The 18614-nt window shown below is 71.8% G+C and carries 21 protein-coding genes and 1 riboswitch; of the genes, 2 read left to right on the top strand and 19 right to left on the bottom strand.

All coding sequences use genetic code 11. The features are described from left to right. Positions 1-75 precede the first annotated feature (75 nt). The 3 genes from ACBJ59_RS06520 to ACBJ59_RS06510 form a co-directional block, all read right to left on the bottom strand. Positions 76-1356 (bottom strand): dicarboxylate/amino acid:cation symporter, encoded by a 1281-nt coding sequence (locus tag ACBJ59_RS06520; RefSeq protein WP_375109250.1) that lies wholly within the window; start codon positions 1354-1356, stop codon positions 76-78. 74 nt (positions 1357-1430) lie between these two features. Further along, on the bottom strand, positions 1431-1523 hold the full coding sequence (locus tag ACBJ59_RS06515) for a putative leader peptide (RefSeq protein WP_375109249.1): 93 nt from the start codon (positions 1521-1523) through the stop codon (positions 1431-1433). A 47-nt stretch (positions 1524-1570) separates the two neighbouring features. Beyond that, positions 1571-2614, bottom strand: coding sequence for an LLM class F420-dependent oxidoreductase (locus tag ACBJ59_RS06510; RefSeq protein WP_375109248.1), 1044 nt, complete (start codon positions 2612-2614; stop codon positions 1571-1573). Positions 2615-2706: 92 nt separating this feature from the next. Between ACBJ59_RS06510 and ACBJ59_RS06505 the strand changes: the two genes are divergently transcribed. Next, complete coding sequence (locus ACBJ59_RS06505) at positions 2707-3594, top strand: endonuclease/exonuclease/phosphatase family protein (RefSeq protein WP_375109247.1); 888 nt, start codon at positions 2707-2709, stop codon at positions 3592-3594. Here the strand turns inward: ACBJ59_RS06505 and ACBJ59_RS06500 are convergent. Genes ACBJ59_RS06500 through ACBJ59_RS06485 form a run of 4 tightly spaced genes read right to left on the bottom strand, consistent with a single transcriptional unit; the run spans position 3580 to position 7162 of the window. After that, entirely contained in the window at positions 3580-4146 is a 567-nt protein-coding gene (locus ACBJ59_RS06500) for an NTP transferase domain-containing protein (protein WP_375109246.1), read from the bottom strand. The genes ACBJ59_RS06505 and ACBJ59_RS06500 overlap by 15 nt on opposite strands. After that, positions 4143-5234 (bottom strand): XdhC family protein, encoded by a 1092-nt coding sequence (locus tag ACBJ59_RS06495; RefSeq protein ID WP_375109245.1) that lies wholly within the window; start codon positions 5232-5234, stop codon positions 4143-4145. Before ACBJ59_RS06495 ends, ACBJ59_RS06500 begins: the two co-directional genes overlap by 4 nt. Beyond that, positions 5227-6303: a VWA domain-containing protein gene (locus ACBJ59_RS06490; RefSeq protein WP_375109244.1), complete on the bottom strand. Its 1077-nt coding sequence runs from the start codon at positions 6301-6303 to the stop codon at positions 5227-5229. The genes ACBJ59_RS06495 and ACBJ59_RS06490 overlap by 8 nt, the downstream gene beginning before the upstream one ends. After that, on the bottom strand, positions 6296-7162 hold the full coding sequence (locus ACBJ59_RS06485) for an AAA family ATPase (RefSeq protein WP_375109243.1): 867 nt from the start codon (positions 7160-7162) through the stop codon (positions 6296-6298). The genes ACBJ59_RS06490 and ACBJ59_RS06485 overlap by 8 nt, the downstream gene beginning before the upstream one ends. Before the next feature lie 285 nt (positions 7163-7447). Between ACBJ59_RS06485 and ACBJ59_RS06480 the strand changes: the two genes are divergently transcribed. After that, positions 7448-7696, top strand: a complete 249-nt coding sequence (locus ACBJ59_RS06480) for a hypothetical protein (protein WP_364118383.1) — start codon at positions 7448-7450, stop codon at positions 7694-7696. On the opposite strand, the gene ACBJ59_RS06475 is transcribed toward ACBJ59_RS06480, so the two are convergent. The 12 genes from ACBJ59_RS06475 to fmt form a co-directional block, all read right to left on the bottom strand. Beyond that, complete coding sequence (locus ACBJ59_RS06475; protein ID WP_375109242.1) at positions 7693-8145, bottom strand: PH domain-containing protein; 453 nt, start codon at positions 8143-8145, stop codon at positions 7693-7695. The genes ACBJ59_RS06480 and ACBJ59_RS06475 overlap by 4 nt on opposite strands. 19 nt (positions 8146-8164) lie before the next feature. After that, positions 8165-8632, bottom strand: a complete 468-nt coding sequence (ribH, locus tag ACBJ59_RS06470; RefSeq protein ID WP_364134904.1) for a 6,7-dimethyl-8-ribityllumazine synthase — start codon at positions 8630-8632, stop codon at positions 8165-8167. Further along, positions 8629-9846 (bottom strand): bifunctional 3,4-dihydroxy-2-butanone-4-phosphate synthase/GTP cyclohydrolase II, encoded by a 1218-nt coding sequence (locus tag ACBJ59_RS06465; protein WP_375109241.1) that lies wholly within the window; start codon positions 9844-9846, stop codon positions 8629-8631. Before ACBJ59_RS06465 ends, ribH begins: the two co-directional genes overlap by 4 nt. Next, positions 9843-10502, bottom strand: a complete 660-nt coding sequence (locus tag ACBJ59_RS06460) for a nicotinamide riboside transporter PnuC (RefSeq protein WP_375109240.1) — start codon at positions 10500-10502, stop codon at positions 9843-9845. Before ACBJ59_RS06460 ends, ACBJ59_RS06465 begins: the two co-directional genes overlap by 4 nt. Next, a complete protein-coding gene (locus tag ACBJ59_RS06455; RefSeq protein ID WP_375109239.1) occupies positions 10499-11089 on the bottom strand; it encodes a riboflavin synthase in 591 nt (196 codons plus the stop codon). The genes ACBJ59_RS06460 and ACBJ59_RS06455 overlap by 4 nt, the downstream gene beginning before the upstream one ends. After that, positions 11089-12573, bottom strand: a complete 1485-nt coding sequence (gene ribD / locus ACBJ59_RS06450) for a bifunctional diaminohydroxyphosphoribosylaminopyrimidine deaminase/5-amino-6-(5-phosphoribosylamino)uracil reductase RibD (protein WP_375109238.1) — start codon at positions 12571-12573, stop codon at positions 11089-11091. Before ribD ends, ACBJ59_RS06455 begins: the two co-directional genes overlap by 1 nt. A 107-nt stretch (positions 12574-12680) precedes the next feature. Beyond that, positions 12681-12811, bottom strand: a riboswitch (FMN riboswitch). Between the two features lie 77 nt (positions 12812-12888). Continuing rightward, positions 12889-13650 (bottom strand): oxygenase MpaB family protein, encoded by a 762-nt coding sequence (locus tag ACBJ59_RS06445; RefSeq protein ID WP_375109237.1) that lies wholly within the window; start codon positions 13648-13650, stop codon positions 12889-12891. An 83-nt stretch (positions 13651-13733) separates the two neighbouring features. Next, positions 13734-14396, bottom strand: a complete 663-nt coding sequence (gene rpe / locus ACBJ59_RS06440; protein ID WP_375109236.1) for a ribulose-phosphate 3-epimerase — start codon at positions 14394-14396, stop codon at positions 13734-13736. A 12-nt stretch (positions 14397-14408) separates the two neighbouring features. After that, entirely contained in the window at positions 14409-15422 is a 1014-nt protein-coding gene (locus tag ACBJ59_RS06435; RefSeq protein WP_375109235.1) for a phosphatase PAP2 family protein, read from the bottom strand. Positions 15423-15608: 186 nt separating this feature from the next. Further along, a complete protein-coding gene (locus ACBJ59_RS06430) occupies positions 15609-17105 on the bottom strand; it encodes an RsmB/NOP family class I SAM-dependent RNA methyltransferase (RefSeq protein WP_375109234.1) in 1497 nt (498 codons plus the stop codon). Positions 17106-17121: 16 nt separating this feature from the next. Next, on the bottom strand, positions 17122-17688 hold the full coding sequence (locus tag ACBJ59_RS06425) for a PspA/IM30 family protein (protein ID WP_375109233.1): 567 nt from the start codon (positions 17686-17688) through the stop codon (positions 17122-17124). After that, positions 17685-18611 carry a methionyl-tRNA formyltransferase gene (fmt, locus tag ACBJ59_RS06420; protein WP_375109232.1) on the bottom strand — a complete coding sequence of 309 codons (927 nt, stop codon included), beginning with the start codon at positions 18609-18611 and terminating at the stop codon, positions 17685-17687. Before fmt ends, ACBJ59_RS06425 begins: the two co-directional genes overlap by 4 nt. Between the last annotated feature and the right edge of the window lie 3 nt (positions 18612-18614).

The raw sequence follows: 18614 nt of genomic DNA, 5'->3' as shown, positions 1-18614 counted from the left end.
CACGGCACCTGACGCCCCACGATCGCCGGCGCACGGATGAGGGGGGCGGTCGGCCCGCCCCCCTCGCACGTCGGATCAGGCCGCCGCGGCCGCGGGCACGCGCGGGGCGGACGCCTCGTCGAGCGGCTGCGACGGCGCGTTGAAGACCGCCGTGTCCAGGCGGCCCTCCGAGCGCGCCACCAGCACCGGCACCACCATCTGGCCGGTCACGTTGGTCGCGGTGCGGATCATGTCGAGGATCGGGTCGATCGCCAGCAGCAGGCCGACGCCCTCAAGCGGCAGCCCCAGCGTGCTGAGCGTGAGCGTCAGCATGACCGTGGCGCCGGTCAGGCCCGCCGTGGCGGCCGAGCCGACCACCGAGACGAACGCGATCAGCAGGTAGTCACCCAGCCCGAGCGGCACCCCGAACACCTGGGCCACGAAGATCGCGGCCAGCGCCGGGTACACCGAGGCGCAGCCGTCCATCTTGGTCGTGGCCCCGAACGGCACGGCGAACGAGGCGTAGTCGCGGTCCACGCCGTTGCGCTCGATCGTGACCCGCTGCGTCAGCGGCAGCGTGCCGACCGACGAGCGCGAGACGAAGGCCAGCTCGATCGCGGGCCAGGCGTTGCGGAAGAACCGGACGGGGCTGACCTTGCCCCACACCGCCAGCACCGTCGGGTAGACGACCAGCAGCACCACGAAGCAGGCGGCGTAGACCCCGGCGCTGAACTTGGCCAGCGGCGCCAGCAGGTCCCACCCGTACGTGGACACCGCCTTGCCGATCAGCCCCGCCGTGCCGATGGGGGCCAGCCGGATGACCCACCACAGCGCCTTCTGCACCAGCTCCAGCACGGAACGGGCGAGGCTCAGGAACGGCTCGGCCTTCTCGCCGGCCGCCAGGGCCGCGGCGCCGAGCACGACTCCCAGGAAGACGATCTGGAGGACGTTCACCTCGGTGAAGGCGGTGACGACGTTGGTGGGCAGGATGCCGGTGACGAAGTCGAGCCAGGTGCCGGCGTTCTCGGGGGCCTTGGCGGCGCCGGTGTCGAGGGTGACGCCCCGGCCGGGGTCGATGAGCAGGCCGAGCCCGATCGCCAGGGACACCGAGACGAACGCGGTGACCAGGAACCACAGGAGCGTCTTGGTGGCCAGCCGGGCCGCGCCGTTGACGTTGCGCAGGTTGGCCACGCTGACCAGCACGGCGGTGAAGACCAGCGGCGGCACGGCGAGCTTGAGGAGCTGCACGAAGATCTGGCCGACCCGGGTCAGCGTCTCGGCCAGCCAGGTCACGTCCCAGACCTTGGCCACGAATCCGAGCGCCACGCCGATCGCCAGGCCCAGCAGCAACTGCAGGGAAAAGGAGAATCTCTTCACGGAGAGGGAAGCCTTCGAAACGAGGGCATGCCGGAGGCAGCCCGTGAGGGTATGGATGAACGCGGGCGGAGCGGTCAGCGACAGATCGATCCGTGCAACCGGCACAGATCGATGTGCAGCCGCTCGACGAGCCACACGAACACCAGGGAGAACCTCACGAGCTGCATCAACGGCCGTGAAAAGCGCGGCATTCCCCTATGAGGGGTGATTCACCTCACTGTCCGGCGATCTCCTTGATCGTCTCGATCAGCCGCACCCGCTCCTCGTGCGTCCTGCCCAGCGGCGTCACGTTGAGGGTGGTCACCCCCGACTCCTTCATGGCCTGGACGCGGTCGCGGACGAAGCCCTCGCTGCCGACCAGCGACATCTTCTCCAGCAGCTCGGCCGGGACCAGCGCGGCGGCCTCGTCCTTCTTGCCCTCGAGGTAGAGGTCCTGGATCCGCTCGGCCTCCTTCTCGTAGCCGTAGCGCCTGGCCAGGTCGTTGTAGAAGTTTCTGCCCTTGGCGCCCATGCCGCCGATGTAGAGGGCCGCCATCGGGCGGCCGAACTCCAGCAGCCCCGCCACGTCGTCGCCGATCGCCAGCGTCGCCTGGGCGATGACGTCCAGCTCGCCCAGCTCGGGGTCCCGCTTGGCCTTCCCGGCGGCCAGCGAGGCGCCCCAGACGTCGGCGGCCTTCTCGGGGACGTAGAAGATCGGCTCCCAGCCCTCGGCCAGCTCGGCGGTCAGCTCGACGTTCTTGGGGCCGATGGCGGCCACCACGACGGGGATGCGGGAGCGTACGGGACGGTTGATGATCTTCAGCGGCTTGCCCAGGCCGGTGCCCTGGCCGGGCGCGAGCGGCACCGTGTAGTGCCGGCCGTCGTACTGCACGCGCTCGCGCCGCCACACCTGGCGGCAGATCTCGATGATCTCCCTGGTACGCCCGAGCGGCGCGGTGAACGGCACCCCGTGGAAGCCCTCGATCACCTGCGGCCCCGAGGAGCCCAGCCCGAGCGTGAAGCGCCCGTCGGAGACGTAGTCGAGACCCGCGGCGGTCATGGCCAGCAGCGTCGGCGTGCGCGAGTAGATCGGCAGGATGCCCGAGGCGATCTCCAGCCGCTCGGTCTTGGCCGCGATGTAACCCATCTGGCTGACGGCGTCGAACGAGTACGCCTCGGCCACGAACACGATGTCGAGTCCGGCCTTCTCGTAGTCGGCCAGCTCGGCCACCGACTCCTTGAAGCCGCCCGAGTAGTTGAGTGCCATACCGATACGCATGCCGGGCTCCCATGAAACCGAATGATGTTCTGTCGCGACGGGAACATGTTATCGCGCCGGGCCGCCGGGCCCGAGCCGCTAGCCTGGCTCGGGTGCTGAGTCGCGTCGTCATCGTCGTGTCCGCCTTGGTGGCCGTGGCCCTGGCGGGGCACCGGCTGATCCCCGCGTTCGGCGGGTTCACGCCCGTCCTGGAGAGCCTGCTGCCCTGGATGGGCCTGGCCGTGCCGCTGCTGCTGGCCGCCGCCGCGCTGGCACGCTCCACGACGGCGGCCGCCGCGGCGCTGGCGCCGGGAGTGGTGTGGGCCGTGATGTTCGGCTCCACGCTGCTGCGCACGCCGCCGGGCGGCCCCAGCGACCTGGCCGTCGGCACGGTCAACGTGGGCGTGCGCAACAGCGCCTCCGGCGAGGCCGTGCGCGTGATCGCCAAGGACCTCGACGTCCTGGCGGCCCAGGAGCTGACCAGCGGCGGGCCCGCGGCCAAGCAGCTCAACAAGATGTTCAAATACCACTATCCGGTCAGCACGGTCGGCCTGTGGAGCCGCTACCCGATCAGCGAGACCAAGCCGCTCGACGTCGGCCTTGGCTGGCCGCGCGCCCTGCGCGCCGTGGTCAGCACCCCCAAGGGCAAGGTGACCGTCTACGTCATGCACCTGGCCTCGGCCAGGCCCGGCCAGACCAGCTCGCGCGACGCCTCGCTGGCCCACGCGCGCAGGCTCATCGACGCCGACCGCAGCAAGCGCATCCTGCTGCTCGGCGACCTCAACACCGCAACCACCGACCGCGGCATGCTTGGGCTGACCCCGCCGCTGACCGACGCCCAGAGCGCGGCCGGCGAGGGGTTCGGCTTCACCTGGCCCGCCGAGTTCCCGATCACCAGGCCCGACCACATCCTGTTCAGGGGCATGACGGCGACCAAGGCGGGGGTGGCCCCGGCGACCGGCAGCGACCACCGGGCCGCGATCGCTTCACTCCGGCTGTAGCCGGACCAGGTCCTCGGGCGTGTCGATGTCGGCGGGGTCGCCGTGCCCGTCGCACGGCACCTCGGTGACCAGCTCGGGATGCGCCTTCATGAACGGCCGCGCCCCGACGTCGCCTTCGGCCAGCCGGGCCACCGCGGCGAAGTGCTCACGGGCGATCAGCACGGGGTTCCTGCGCCGGCCGCCGTACGTCGCGACCGCCAGGCCGGCGCCCGAGCCGATCAGCTCGCGTACCGCGCCGGGGCGGATCAGCGGCTGGTCGACCAGCGCGACCACGACGGACTCCGCCTCCTGCGGCAACGCGGCCAGCCCGACGCGCAGGGAGGAGCCCATGCCGGCGGCCCAGTCCGGATTGCGTACGGTCACCGCCCCCCGCACCTGAACCGTGGCCGCGCCGAGCACGACCACCACCGGGTGGCAGCCGCCGTCCTCCAGCAGCCGCACGCCGCGGTCCACCAGCCGCTCGCCCTCGTACTCGACCAGCGCCTTCGGCCGGCCCAGCCGGGACCCCTGCCCCGCGGCCAGCAGCAGCCCGGCCACCTTGGAGGCCCTCACGGCGCCTCGTGGTGGATGCGGCCCTCCGTCGTGGACAGCGGGCGGCCGGAGCCGCCCCAGCGCAGCTGGATGAGCTCGGCGGCGATCGACACGGCCGTCTCCTCCGGGGTGCGCGCGCCGAGGTCGAGGCCGATGGGCGACCTGAGCCGGGCCAGCTCGTCCTCGGTGAGGCCGGACTCGCGCAGCCGCTCCAGACGGTCCTCGTGCGTACGGCGCGAGCCCATGGCGCCCACGTACCCGGCTCCGGTGCGCAGCGCCACCTCCAGCAGCGGCACGTCGAACTTGGGGTCGTGGGTCAGCACGCAGATCACCGTACGCTCGTCCACCGGCACGGAGGCCAGGTAGTCGTGGGGCCACTTGACCACGACCTCGTCGGCGTCGGGGAAGCGCTTGGCGGTGGCGAAGATCGGCCGCGCGTCGCACACCGTGACGTGGTAGCCGAGGAACTTGCCCACCCGGGCCACCGCCGCGGCGAAGTCGATCGCCCCGAACACCAGCATCCGCGGCGGCGGCGCGAACGAGTGCACGAACACCGCCAGGTCGTCCAGCCGCCGCTCCCCCTGGCCGCCGTAGCGCCTGATGCCGGTCAGTCCCTGGGCCAGCATGCCGCGGGCGTCGTCGTCCACGGCCTCGTCGAGGCGGTCGACGCCGAGGGTGCCCGTGGAGCGGTCCGGCCAGATGACGCGGCGGGCGCCGACCTGGCCGGGGCCGGAGATGACGGTGGCCACGGTGACCGGCTCGTGCGCGTCGATGGACGCCGCGACGTCTCCGAGCTCGGGGAAGGTCTCGATCGAGACGGGCTCGACGAGGATGTCGATGATGCCGCCGCAGGTGAGCCCGACGGCGAAGGCGTCGTCGTCGCTCACGCCGTACCGCTGCAGGACGGGCGCGTCGATGTCGGCGGCGAGCTCGAACACCGCGCCCTCGACGCACCCGCCGGACACGCTGCCGACCACCTCGTCGCCGCGCACCGCCATGGCCGCGCCCGGCGGCCTGGGGGCGCTGCTCCACGTGCCCACCACCGTGGCCAGCCCGAACCTGAGCCCGGAACGCCACCACTTCATGATCTCCGGCAGCACGTCACGCATGCGCGAGCCTTTCGCTGAGTTGCTCGTAGGCGGCCAGGCTGTGCCCGGCCACCAGGTCGTCGAGGTACGGCAGGGCGGCCCGCATACCGCCGGTGAGCGGCTGGTAGTCCTCGTATCCCTTGTGCGGGTTGACCCAGATCACTCGGTACGCCTGCCGGGCCAGCCTGGCCATCTGCGTGCCCAGCAGCTCCGGGTCACCACGTTCCCAACCGTCCGAGGCGATCACCGCGATCGCCCCCCTGGCGCTGTAACGGGCCAGGAACTCCTTCAGTTCCTCCCCCAGCCGGGTCCCGCCGCTCCAGTCGGGGATGGTTTTGGACGCCTCGTTCAGCGCGGTGCCGGGGTCGCGGTGGCGCAGCTCGGCGGTGATCGGGGTGAGCCTGGTGCCGACGGAGTAGACCTTGGTGGCCCGGGGCTCGCTCCTGACCAGGGCGTGGGCGAAGCGCAGCAGCGTCTCGGCATAAGGAGCCATCGACCCGCTGACGTCCACGAACAGCACGACCGGGCGCGGCCGGGTGGTGTGCCTGCGGTGGCGGAGCCGGGCCACCTCGCCCTTCCTGAGCGCGTCGCGGATGGTGCGCCGCTGGTCCAGGACGCCGCGGTGGGCGGATTCGTACCGGCGCGAGCGCCGCCGCGCCCGGCCGGCCCTGAGCATGGCCAGCATCCGGTGCACCTCGGCCCGCTCGGCCTCGCTCAGCCGGGCGACGTCCCGGTGCCGCAGCACCTCGATCCGGCTCGCGGTGGCCGGCGCCGTCGTGCCGTCGTCGTCCCCGGCCTCGCCGCCGGTGTCCTGCTCGGCCAGGTGGCGGGTGACGCTCGTGGTCGCCGCACGCGCCGGGGTCGCCCGCCGGCCGGCGAAGTAGGCGGCGAAGCACCGGTCGTACCGGGGCAGGTCGTCGGGCGTGGCGCACAGCGTCAGCCGCCCGGCCCAGTAGACCTCGCCGGAGTCGGTCACGTCGAGATGGTCGAGCGCCCTGAGCAGGTTCTGCGTCCGCTCGTGGTCGGCGGCGACACCCGCCGCGCGCAGCGTCCTGGCGAACCCGGTCATGGTGGCGGCCAACTCATCCATGGGTGAGCAGCCCGTTGCCGACCACGGCCGCGACGTCCTCGCGATATTTCAGCGCCGCGCCGAGCGTGGCGGCGGCCAGGCCGGGGTCGAGCTCCTTGGCCCCCAGCGTCAGCAGCGCCTCCGTCCAGTCCAGCGTCTCGGCCACGCCGGGCGGCTTGACCAGGTCGGCCTGCCGCAGCCGCTCGGCCGCCCGCGCCACCTGCATGGCCAGCGTCTCGGTGCACTCGGGCAGGCGCCGCAGCAGGATCGCGACCTCGCGGTCGAAGCCCGGGTGCTCCAGCCAGTGGTAGAGGCAGCGCCGCTTGAGCGCGTCGTGCACCTCGCGCGTGCGGTTGGAGGTCACCACGACCACCGGCGGCGTCCTGGCCTTGATGGTGCCCAGCTCGGGGATGGAGATCGTGAAGTCGGAGAGCACCTCGAGGAGGAACGCCTCGAACTCGTCGTCGGCCCGGTCGATCTCGTCCACCAGCAGCACGCTGGGCTGCGTCTCGATCGCCTTCAGCAGCGGCCTGGCGATCAGGAACCGCCGGTCGTAGATCTCCCCCTCCAGCCTGCTCACGTCGGTGACCCCGGCGGCCTCGGCGGCCTTGAGGTGGAGGAGCTGGCGGGCGAAGTCCCAGTCGTACAGGGCCTGGGCCGCGTCCAGCCCCTCGTAGCACTGCAGCCTGATGAGCGGCGCCTTCAGCAGCGCGGCCAGGGTCTTGGCCAGCTCGGTCTTCCCGACCCCGGCCTCCCCTTCGAGAAACAGCGGCCGCCCCATCCGCAACGCCAGGAAGGCGGCCGTGGCCAGCCCTTCGTCGGCCAGGTAGGCGTGCCGGTCGAGCAGCTCGATGAGCCGGTCCGGCGAGTCGATGTCCATTGCCCTGATTGTCCGCCGCAGCACGCCTTCAGGCTACGTCCACACCTCGCCTCCGCGATATTCACCCGGAGCGGCCGTCACGAACTGTAAGCTTACGCTCACCGAACGAGAGGACGAACAAGGCATGCCCCCACGCCTTGCCCGAGAAGAAGCTGATGCCCCGCCTCTTCTCCCACGGCTTCCTTCGCACACAGCTCCATGACCACGTCCGCCACCACCTGGAGGAATGATGACCGTGTACGCCGCCACGGCCACCACGACGGCCGAAGTCCTCGGCGAGAACTGATGTCCGCGCAGTTCAGCACGCCGGAGCCCTGGGACCGCTATCCCGTGTCCCCGGAAGCCCGGCAGCAGAGCAAGATCACCGCAGCGCGCCGGGCGATCGACGTCGCCCTGCAGTCACGCTTCCTCTGGATCAGCCGCGAGCAGCGCGAAGCCATCTCCGCCTGCGAGGACCTCGACATCCTGCAGGCATGGCTGATCCGCATCCTCACGGTCGACACGGTGGACGAGCTCTTCCCCGAGCCCGGCTAACCCTCGCGCGCCTCCCCGCGCTCCCGGATCAGGGCCCGCAGTTCGGCCGTGGCCCGGCGGGCGCGGGCCTTCTCCGAGCCCTGGATCCCCATGGCCCCGACGGTGTGCCCGTCGGAGAAGTCGATCCGCGGCCACGGGTCGCCCACCAGCAGCGTGACGTCCAGGATCTCCGGCCACGAGTAGCGGTGGGTGCGGACGGCGTTGACGACCGTGAGGCCCTTCTCGTCGGCCTCCACCCGCACCCGGCCCAGCAGATGCAGCACCCACGCCACCCCGCCCCCGAAGGCCACGATCGCCACCCGGTCGGCCAGCTGGAACGGCTGGGCGATGAAGATCGCCATCACCACCGCCCCCAGCACGATCAGCACGGCGAAGCCGTAGGCGACGAACCGTCCCCGGCGAGGGCGCCAGGTGACGGGCAGGGGCGGAGGGGACACGGGCTCTGACACGAGGGAAACCTACCGTAGGTCAGCCGAGGTCTCTCAGGAGGAGTGCGGTCTCGAGCGCGGCGATGGCCGACTCGTAACCCTTGTCCTCCTTGCTCCCTGGCAGACCCGAGCGGTCGAGTGCCTGGTCCATGGTCTCGCACGTGAGCACGCCGTTGCCGACCGGCGTCTCCTCGTCCAGCGAGATCCGGGTCAGGCCCGACGTCACCGAGTCGCAGACGTAGTCGAAATGCGCGGTGTCGCCGCGGATGACCGCGCCCAGGGCCACCACCGCGTCACAGCGGCGGGCCAGCGCCTGGGCGACCACCGGGATCTCCAGCGAGCCCGGCACCCGCACCACCGTCGCCGTGGCGCCGCTGTCGTCGCACGCCTGCACGGCCCGCGACACCAGCTGGTCGGTGATCTTGGCGTGCCAGCTGGCCGCCACGACCCCCACCGTCAGCCCCGACGCGTCCGGCGCCGCGACGCCCGGCCGTCCTTCCCCACTCATGACGCCTCCGAGATGTCGTGGCCCAGGCGATCGCGCTTGGCCTTGAGGTAACGCTCGTTGTACGGGTTCATGGCCACGGGCATCGCCTCGCGGCCGAGGACCTTGATGCCGTAGCCGTCCATGCCCTTGAGCTTGGCCGGGTTGTTGGTGAGCAGCCGCACCGACTTGACGCCGAGGTCGGCCAGGATCTGCCCCGCGTTGGAGAACTCCCGCGCGTCCACCGGCAGCCCCAGCTCCACGTTGGCGTCCACGGTGTCGCTGCCGTTGTCCTGCAGGCTGTACGCCTTCAGCTTGGCCAGCAGCCCGATCCCCCGGCCCTCGTGGCCGCGCAGGTAGACGATCACGCCGCGGCCCTCCTGCGCGACGGCCGCCATGGCGTGGTCGAGCTGCACCCCGCAGTCGCAGCGCAGCGAGCCGAACACGTCGCCGGTCAGACATTCGGAGTGGGCTCTGACCAGGATGTTCTCGCCTCCGGCCAGGTCGCCGAGGACCAGCGCGACGTGCTCGCCGCCGTCGAGCGCGCTGGCGTAGCCGTACGCCCGCCACATCCCGTACGCGTTCGGCAGCCGCGTCTCGGCGACCCTGGTGACCATGCTCTCGGCCCGCCGGCGGTAGTCGACGAGCTGCTCGATGGAGACCAGGGCCAGGTCGTGCTCGTCGGCGAAGCGGCGCAGCTCGGGCAGCCTGGCCATGGTGCCGTCGTCGTTGACCACCTCGGCCAGCGCGCCGGCCGCCGACAGCCCGGCCAGCCTGGCCAGGTCCACGGCCGCCTCGGTGTGGCCGCGCCGGGCCAGCACGCCGCCCTCGTGGTAGCGCAGCGGGAAGATGTGCCCCGGGCGGACGAGCTCGTTGGGCTCGGTGGCCGAGTCGGCCAGCGTGCGGATCGTCCTGGCCCGGTCGGCCGCCGAGATGCCCGTCGTAACGCCGTCGCGGGCGTCCACGGTGATCGTGTACGCCGTGCGCATGCGCTCCTTGTTGTGGAAGACCATGAGCGGCAGGCCGAGCCGGTCGAGCTCCTTGCCCTCCATCGCCACGCAGATCATGCCGCTGGTGTGCCGGATCGTGAACGTGCACAGCTCCGGCGTGGCCTTGGCCGCGGCGAAGATGAGGTCGCCCTCGTTCTCCCGGTTCTCGTCGTCGACCACCACCACGGGCTTGCCGGCGCGCATGTCCTCGATGGCGCGCTCGATCGGGTCGAGCTTGATGTCGCTCATTGCGCCACCGCCAGGCCGAGGGAGGAGGTGCGGTATTCGCGCAGCCACTTCACGAACCCGATGATGACCAGGACGAAGAAGATGCCGTAGACGTAGCCGGAGACCACCAGGCCCGAGCTGAACGCCAGCGGCACCCCGACCAGGTCCACGGCCACCCACACCATCCAGAAGTCCACCAGCGCCCTGCCCTGCGCCCACGTGGCCACCGCGCTGCCGACGAAGATGTAGGCGTCGGCGGCCACCAGGAACGCGCCCTTCGGCAGCGGCTCGTGAGCGCCCCACGACAGGCCGGTGACGTAGAACAGCACCCCGACCACGGCCGTGCCCACCAGCATGACGCCGATCAGCAGCGACCGCTCCCGCCACTGGGCGGGGCGCACGGCCAGCTGCTTGCCGTCCTGGGTGCCGCGCCGCCACGCCCACCACCCGTACACCGCCAGGGCCGCGAACAGCGCCTGCTTGAGCGCGTTCCCGGTGATGTGGGCGTTGATCGAGGCGACGAACAGCAGCACCGAGCCGGCGAGCTGCACCGGCCACGTCCACATCGACTTGCGCATGGCCAGCAGGACCGTCGACAGGGCGGCGATGTTGCCCACCAGGTCGGTCCAGAGCACGTGCGTGCCGAATATCTCAAATCCGGCGTTGGCCCAGTTCACTGCCTGACCACCAGCCTTTCAACGTACTTCGCGATCACGTCGACCTCGATGTTCACCACGTCGCCCACCTGGCGTTCGCCCATGGTGGTGAGCTTCAGCGTGGTCGGGATGAGACTCACGCCGAAGCTGTCGTCGTCAACCGTCGTGACCGTCAGGCTGATTCCGTCGATCGCGATCGAGCCCTTCTCCGCGACGTAGCGGCTCAGCGCCTCGGACAGCGAGAACCGCAGGTCGTCCCAGTTCTCGCCGGGGTCGCGCGACAGCAGGACGGCGGTGCCGTCCACGTGGCCCTGCACGATGTGACCGCCGAGGCGCTGGTCGGCGCGTACGGCCCGCTCCAGGTTCACCGCCGAGCCCTCGGAGAGGTCGCCCAGGGAGCTGCGGTCGAGCGACTCCCTGATCACATCGACCGTGAAGACGTCGCCCTTGACCTCCACGACCGTGAGGCACACGCCGTTGACCGCGATCGAGTCACCATGCTTGGCGTCGGAGGTGACGACCGGGCCGCGCACCGACAGCAGAGCGCCACCGCCCGCCTGGTCGATGGCCACCACTTCGCCCTTCTCCTCAATGATTCCGGTGAACATCACTTCTCCCTGCCTGGTTGTGTGGTGGGCCGGGCAATCAGCCGTACATCCGGCCCGATGGGGGAAATCTCGTCAAATTTCAGGTGATGGAGCTCGCCGATCGTCCGCACCCCGGCCGCGCCGAGCGCGGCCCGCCCGGACCCCAGCAACGCCGGCGCCAGGTACGCCACCACGCGATCGACCAGCCCCTGCTCGACGAACGCGCCCGCCAGCGTCGGGCCGCCCTCCAGGAACACGCTCACGACCCCTCGCGCCGCCAGCTCGCGGAGCAGGGCGTGCAGGTCGAGACCGCCGCCGTCGTGGCGGGGCAGGCGCAGGAGGTCGGCCTTGAGGTCGGTGTCGACGTCGTCGGCCACGGCGACGAGGGTGGGGGCTTGGTCGTCGAGGACCCGGGCGTCCTGGGGCGTCCTGGCGGACGGATCGACCACGACCCGCAGCGGCCCCCGCACCACCGCCCCCGGCGAACCGGAACTGCCACCGGTCACGCCGAACCCGGCGTCCGAGACCAAGCTGCCGCCCCCGGCACCCCAACGCCCCACCCCGGCGCCCTCGCGCCCCGCGCCGTCAAGCCGTGCGCCGTCAAGCCGAGCGCCGTCAAGCCGAGCGCCGTCAGGCCGAGCGCCGTCAGGCCCTGCGCCATCGGGTCCTGTGCCCGGGACGTCGCGCACTCCAGGCACGTCACCACGCGCAACCGCTACCGGGGCTTCGTCACCCGCTCCCGCTTCAAGAACGTGGCCGCCCGCACCCGTACTGCCGCGCACTCCGGGTGTGTCGCGGCCAGGAGCCGTGGGGCGGGCGTCGTACTCGGCGGCCGAACGGGCCACGAGGCCGGGGTTGTACGCAGAGCCCGGGCGGGCCGTGAGGTGGGGGTCGTCTGCCAGCACCGTGCCGATGCCGGCCACGATCGCGTCGGAGGCCGCCCGGAGCCGGTGCACGTCGGCCCTGGCCTCCGGCGAGGTGATCCACTTGCTGGTGCCGTCCTCGGCCGCCGACCTGCCGTCCAGCGTCGCGGCGAACTTCCAGGTCACGTGGGGTCGCCCGAGCCGCGCGTACGTCAGCCACTCCTCGTTGACCCGCTCCGCGGCCTCGGTGAGGACCCCGGACGTGACGGCGACGCCGTGGGCCCGCAGCCGCGCCGCACCGCCCGCCGCCTTCGGGTTGGGGTCGGGCACCGCGATCACCACGCGCGCCACCCCGGCCTCCAGCAGGGCACGGCTGCACGGCCCCGTCCGGCCGGTGTGGTCGCAGGGCTCGAGCGTCACGTAGGCGGTGCCGCCCCTGGCCCGCTCGCCGGCCTGCGCGAGCGCGACCACCTCGGCGTGCGGCCCGCCCGCGTACGCGTGGAAGCCCTCGCCCGCGACCCGCCCGTCGGCGTCGAGCACGACGCAGCCGACCACGGGGTTGGGGCTGGTGGTGCCATGTCCGTGTCCGGCCAGCTCGACGGCGCGCGCCATGTGGGCGGCGTCCTGCGCGGGTATCTCCACCCCGGGTCTCCTACTCGCCAGTAGCTCTAAGCCACGGCGGGCCCCGGGGGATTCGCCATGATGCACAGATGCACCACGGCAGGCGCCCGGCTGGGACACCGGACACCTCGCGCGCTTCCTCCCATCCGGACTTTAACCGTCGGTCCCGGAATTTCACCGAGTCAACCGGCCGATGGCATCGGCCGGGTCGCGGACTGTCACCGCCGGTTCGGACTTTCACCGACCCCGGAGCACGCTAGCTCTCTTTCGCTACCAGTTTGCCATGCCCCGAACCGAGCATGCGACCGCCCCTCCCAACTTGACCAAGCGCTCGCTTCAGGCGGCCATCAGCCGGTGCGCGCGACGGGCCGCCGGGCTGTAGCGGACATGCCCCGGGACCAGGCCGATCCCGGTGTGCAGGGTGCGCAGCGTCGCCGTGGCCCACAGGTCGCCGACCGGCGTGGCGGGCAGCCCGTACAGCCGTCTCGCCCAGCGCGGCAGCGTGGCGAACGCGAGAAGCGTCAGCGCCGGCATCGCGGGCTTGAGCGGGGTCAGCAGGCGCGGGAGCGGGGCGTTGAGCGACATGCGCAGCGGGTGGGCGGCCTCGGGGACGAAGCGCAGCCCCGGGCGTTCGGCGTCGATGTAGTCGCGCAGCTCGGCGACCGAGCCGGGCACATCATCGGGAGCCAGCCCGACCACCTCGGCCGCCCGCTGCCACTCCGCCACGAACGTGTCCGCCTCGTCGTCCGTCAGCCGCACTCCGGCGCGGCGGGCGACCGACAGGTACGAGTCCACCTCCCCCACGTGCACCCAGCGCAGCGCGTCGGGGTCGTCGAGGTGGAAGGTGACGCCGGTGTCGGGGTCGTGGGCGGTCAGCTTGGCGTGGATCTTGCGTACGCGGCGGCCGGCGCGCTCGACCTCGGCGTGCGTTCCGTAGGTGCGTACGCGTACGAACTCGGTGGTCCGGACGAACCGCGACCACGCCTCCTGCGGATCCATGAGCGCGGAGTTCTGCAGCACGCCGCGCATCGCCCTCGGATGCAGCCCCTGCATCAGCAACGCGCGGATGCCGCCCACCAGCAGGATCGGCTCGCCCATCACCCGCCACGTCACCGAACGGGGCCCAAAGATCCCATGGTCACCCATAAGTGAATAGTTACCCAGGTGATGGGGGGTTCATGTCAGGAAATGGCGTGATTGGCGGCGGCTCTGAGGGCGTCGATGGCGGCCACCGGATCGGAGGCCCCGTAGACGGCGCTGCCCGCCACGAACACGTCGGCCCCCGCCTCGGCGCAGCGCTCGATGGTGCCCGCGTCGACTCCCCCGTCGACCTGCAGCCAGATCCGCCCGCCGTGCCGCCCGATGAGCTCACGCGCCCGCCGGACCTTCGGCAGCACGACGTCGAGGAACTTCTGCCCGCCGAACCCCGGCTCCACGGTCATCAGCAGCAGCATGTCGACCTCGCCGAGCAGGTCTTCGTACGGCTCCACGGCCGTGGCGGGGTTGAGCGCGAGGCCGGCCCTGGCGCCGAGGGAGCGGATCTCCCGCAGCGTACGGATCGGCGCCTTGGCCGCCTCCGCGTGAATGGTGACGCTGCCCGCCCCGGCCTCCGCGTACTGCGGCGCCCAGCGGTCGGGGTCGGCGATCATGAGATGGCAGTCGAGCGGGGTGTCGGTCGCCTTGCGCAGCGCCTCCACCACGGGCAGCCCAAGGGTCAGGTTGGGCACGAAGTGGTAGTCCATGACGTCGACGTGCAGCCAGTCGGCGTTGGGCACGGCGGCGGCCTCGTCGGCGAGCCTGGCGAAGTCGGCGGCGAGGATGCTGGGCGAGATCTGTACGGCCATGATTCCCCAAGTCTAGTGATGATCCCGCCGCCGCATCGCCCGGGACGATTCGTGAACGGGCTGCGGCTGCTTCGCCCGGTCCATCAGCCCGAGCCGGATGAACAGCACGGGCGCGCCCACCTGCACCCAGAGTGCCAGCAGCGCGTACCCCGCGTACGTCGCCGCCGCCGTCTGGGGCAGCGCTTCGCGCTCGGCGTACCAGATGAGCACCGCCACCACCGTGCCGAGCGCCCAGCGGGCGGCACGCACGCCGAGCGGCCCGCCAGCGTCGAACCAGCCCAGCCGGTACATGACCGACGTCCCGGCCAGCGTGCCGAGCAGCACGCCCGACATGGTGACGATCGTGTCCAGGCTCTCCGGATCGATCGCGCCCGCCGAGCTCCAGCTCTGCGGCGGGGCCCAGCCGGCGTACGGTGCGTTGGCCAGCGCGGCGACCCCGAGCAGCGCGCCGGACAGCGCCACGGAGGCGGCGAGCTGCGCCCACAGGGCCTGCCGCCGCCACCAGGCCAGTGCGGGCCGCTCCAGCCTGCTCACCAGCCACAGCACGGCCACCCCGAGCAACACACCGGCCACCACGTCGGAGATGAAGTGCACCCCCAGGTACACCCGGCTCAGGCACACCAGCCCGACGAGCACCCCCGCCACCCACCACGCCCACGGCCTGCCCACCGCCACCGCCAGCCGCCCCAGGGCGGCGGTGCCGATCTGGGCATGCCCGGACGGGAGCCCGAAGGCTCCCTCGATGGAGAACGGGTGGATCCTCGCGTCGATCCAGTACGGCCTGGGCTGGTGGGCGGCGAACTTGCCGATCGCGTTCGTGGCGGCGGCCAGCAGGACGACGAAACCGAGACGCAGGCCGAGCGCCGGATTGACGCACCAGTAGAGGAGGGGCAGGCAGAGCAGGAAGAACGTGTCCGTGCCGAACACCGACACCAGCTCCAGCACGGGACGGACGGCATCGGGCCACCCCTGGAGCCAGACGATCGGCTCCAGCTCCGCCAGGTGAAGGTCATCCAGAAAGTCCACGCCGTCGATCGGACCACATGCACCGCCCCAAGTGCGACCCCGACCCAGACCAGACGCAGAACCAGAATCAGACCCAGAACCACGATCACGCCCAAGAGCACCGTCAGGCGGCCAGGCCCGCAATTCAAGCCAGGACCGCAGACCGCGATCAGGCCCCGCAGGCTCCCACGCCCCGCCGGCCCAGCGTCAGGGGCGTTTGCGGAGCAAGGCCAGGAACATGGCGTCGGTGCCGTGCCGGTGCGGCCAGAACTGGGCGTGCGGCCCGTCGCCGAGCTCGTCCACCTCGGGCAGGTAGTCGCGGGCATCGAGTTGCTCGAGGTCGTTCCTGCGCGCCATCAGATCGCCGACCACCACCCGCGTCTCGGCCAGGTGCGGAGAGCACGTGACGTAGGCCACGACGCCGCCGGGGCGCACGGCGTCCAGCGCCGTGTCGAGCAGGCGCCGCTGCAGCTTGCCCAGCTCGGCGATCCCGGCCGGATCGCGCCGCCAGCGCGCCTCGGGCCGCCGCCGCAGCGCGCCGAGCCCGGTGCAGGGCGCGTCGAGCATGACCCGGTCGAACACGCCCGGCCGCCAGGCAGGCTCGGTCCCGTCCACGGTGACCACCGACGCGTCCCTGGTGGTCTCCCAGACCAGCCGCGCCCGGTGATACTGAACGTCGGCGGCCACCAACCGCGCCCCACCCGGAAAAGCGTCGACAGCGGAAGCCCTCGCCGCTCCTTCCGGCGGTGCGGGCTCGGCGGTGCGGCGGCCGGCTTCGTGGTCAAGCGCGGCCAGGTCACCATGGACGGCGATGGCGTCCAGGAGCCCCGCCTTGCCGCCGGGCCCCGCGCACATGTCCAGCCACAGCTCGTCACCGTCCCCGTCGACCGGCACGCGGGTCAGGGCGAGCGCCACCAGCTGGCTGGCCTCGTCCTGAACGGCGGCACGTGTCTCGGCCACCGCCTCGATCTGCCCGGGATCGCCTTCGCGCAGGTATGCCGCGTACGGCGAGTAGCGGCCCGGCATGGCCCCCGAGTCCTCGAGCTCCTCCACCGAGCTGCGTCCCGGCCGCGCGACCAGCGTGACCAGCGGGCGGGCGTTGTCGGCGTCGAGCAGGTCGGCCAGCTCGCCCGGCCCGCCCAGGGCGTCGCGGAAGGCGGAGACGATCCACCGGGGGTGACCGTAGGCGACGGCGAGGTGCCCGACGGGGTCGTCGGCCGGGTCGGGCGCGACGATGGGCACCCATTCCTCGAGCGTCCTGGAGCCGATCTTGCGCAGCACCGCGTTGACGAACTTGGCGGCACCGGCACCGATGCGCAGGCGTACGAGATCGACGGTGGTGCCGACGGCCGCGTGCGGGGGCACGCGCATGCGCAGAAGCTGGTGGGCGCCGAGCCGCAGGGCGTCGCGCACGTCCGGGTCGGGCGCGCGGTCGCTGCACATCTCGATGATGGCGTCGTAGGTCCCGAGCCCGCGCAGCGTCCCGTACGCGAGCTCGGTCGCGAGCGCGGCATCGCGCCCCTTGATGCCACGCTCACGAAGGAGGCGCGGCAGAAGCAGGTTGGCGTACGCGTCGCGCTCGTCCACCGCCCGCACGACGTCGAAGGCCGCGTTGCGCGCGGGATCCCGCGCCGGTTTCCGCGGCCTCGGAGCACGGCCCTCGCCGCCTCTGCCGTTGGCCCCCTGGTGCCCCCTGGTCTTCATCCCCTCAAACTTTCACTCACGCCTTGGGTGGCAACCTGTCGAGCACATGACCGAGGAGCGCCTTGACGTCGACCATGCCGGTCTTGAGCTCGCTGACATCCGACTTCAGCTCCCTGACATCGGTCTTGAGCTCGCTGACATCTGTCTTGAGCACCGCGACGTCCGTCTTGAGCACCGCGACGTCCGTCTTGAGCACCGCGACGTCCGTCTTGAGCACCGCGACGTCCGTCTTGAGCTCGGCCACGTCGCCTTCGAGGACCGCGACCCGGCTGTCCAGGCCGTCGAATCGGCCGCTCAGGCCGTCGAACTTCTGACCGAGCTGCACGGTGAGCCCGAGAGCCTTGTCGGCCTTCTGCTCGATCCGGTCGACCTTGCCCTCCACCTTCGCCAGGCGGCGATCCATCCGCCGCACGTCGCCCTTGATGCCGCGACACTCGTCGCGCACATCGCAGAGCGTCAGCATGTAGGCGTCCTGGTCCTGGCGGAGGCTGTCCATCCGCTTCGAAAGAGCGAGCGCTTCGCTACTGGTGAGAGTCATGGCGTCGATATTACTGTCCGAAACAAGATCAACACGCTCAGTCACTTGAAGACCTCTTTACCCTCTGGGCGAACCCCGCGAGCCCACTCCCCGGCCCCCATCAACCGCTTGCCCTGCGGCTGCACCTCGCCCAGCTCCACCGCGTCGGTGGCCGTCCCGACCAGCACCGTCGTCTTCGTGGTGGCGATCTCCCCGGGTGCCAGGCGCTCACCCGGGACCATCCGCACCGGCCCCACCTTCACCCGCTGCCCCCGGAAGTCGGTCCAGGCCCCGGGGCCGGGCGTGCAGGCCCGGATCAGCCGGTCGACGTGCAGGGCGGGCTTGGTCCAGTCGACGCGGGCGTCCGCGACGGAGATCTTGGGGGCGATGGTGATGCCGTCGGCCGGTTGCGGCCGGGCCTCCAGGGTGCCGTCCTCGACACCGTCGAGGGTGGCGGCCAGCAGCCCGGCCCCCGAGATCGACAGCCGCTCCAGCAGCGATCCGCTCGTGTCGGAGGTGTGGATCTCCTCCGTCACCACGCCGTAGACGGGCCCGGCGTCCAACTCCTTGACGATCTGGAACGTCGTCGCCCCGCCGATCTCGTCGCCGTGCAGGATCGCATGCTGGACGGGGGCGGCCCCGCGCCAGGCGGGCAGGATGGAGAAGTGCAGGTTGATCCAGCCGTGCCGAGGCACGTCGAGGGCCGACTGCGGCAGCAGCGCACCGTAGGCCACCACCGGGCAGCAGTCGGGCTCCAGGGCGCGCAGCCGGTCGAGGAACTCCGGTTCGCCGGCCTTCTGCGGGCGCAGCACCTCGATGCCCGCCTCCTCCGCGAGCGCGGCCACCGGCGACGGGTGGACCTTGCGGCCCCGGCCGGACTGGGCGTCGGGACGGGTGACGACCGCCACGACGTCGTGCCGGGGGGAGTCGATCAGGGTGCGCAGCGACGGCAGAGCCGTCTCGGGTGTGCCCGCGAAGACCAGACGCATGCT

This window comes from Nonomuraea sp. MTCD27 (assembly GCF_041950495.1).
GTDB lineage: Bacteria > Actinomycetota > Actinomycetes > Streptosporangiales > Streptosporangiaceae > Nonomuraea.
This window is presented reverse-complemented; position numbering and strand designations above follow the sequence as displayed.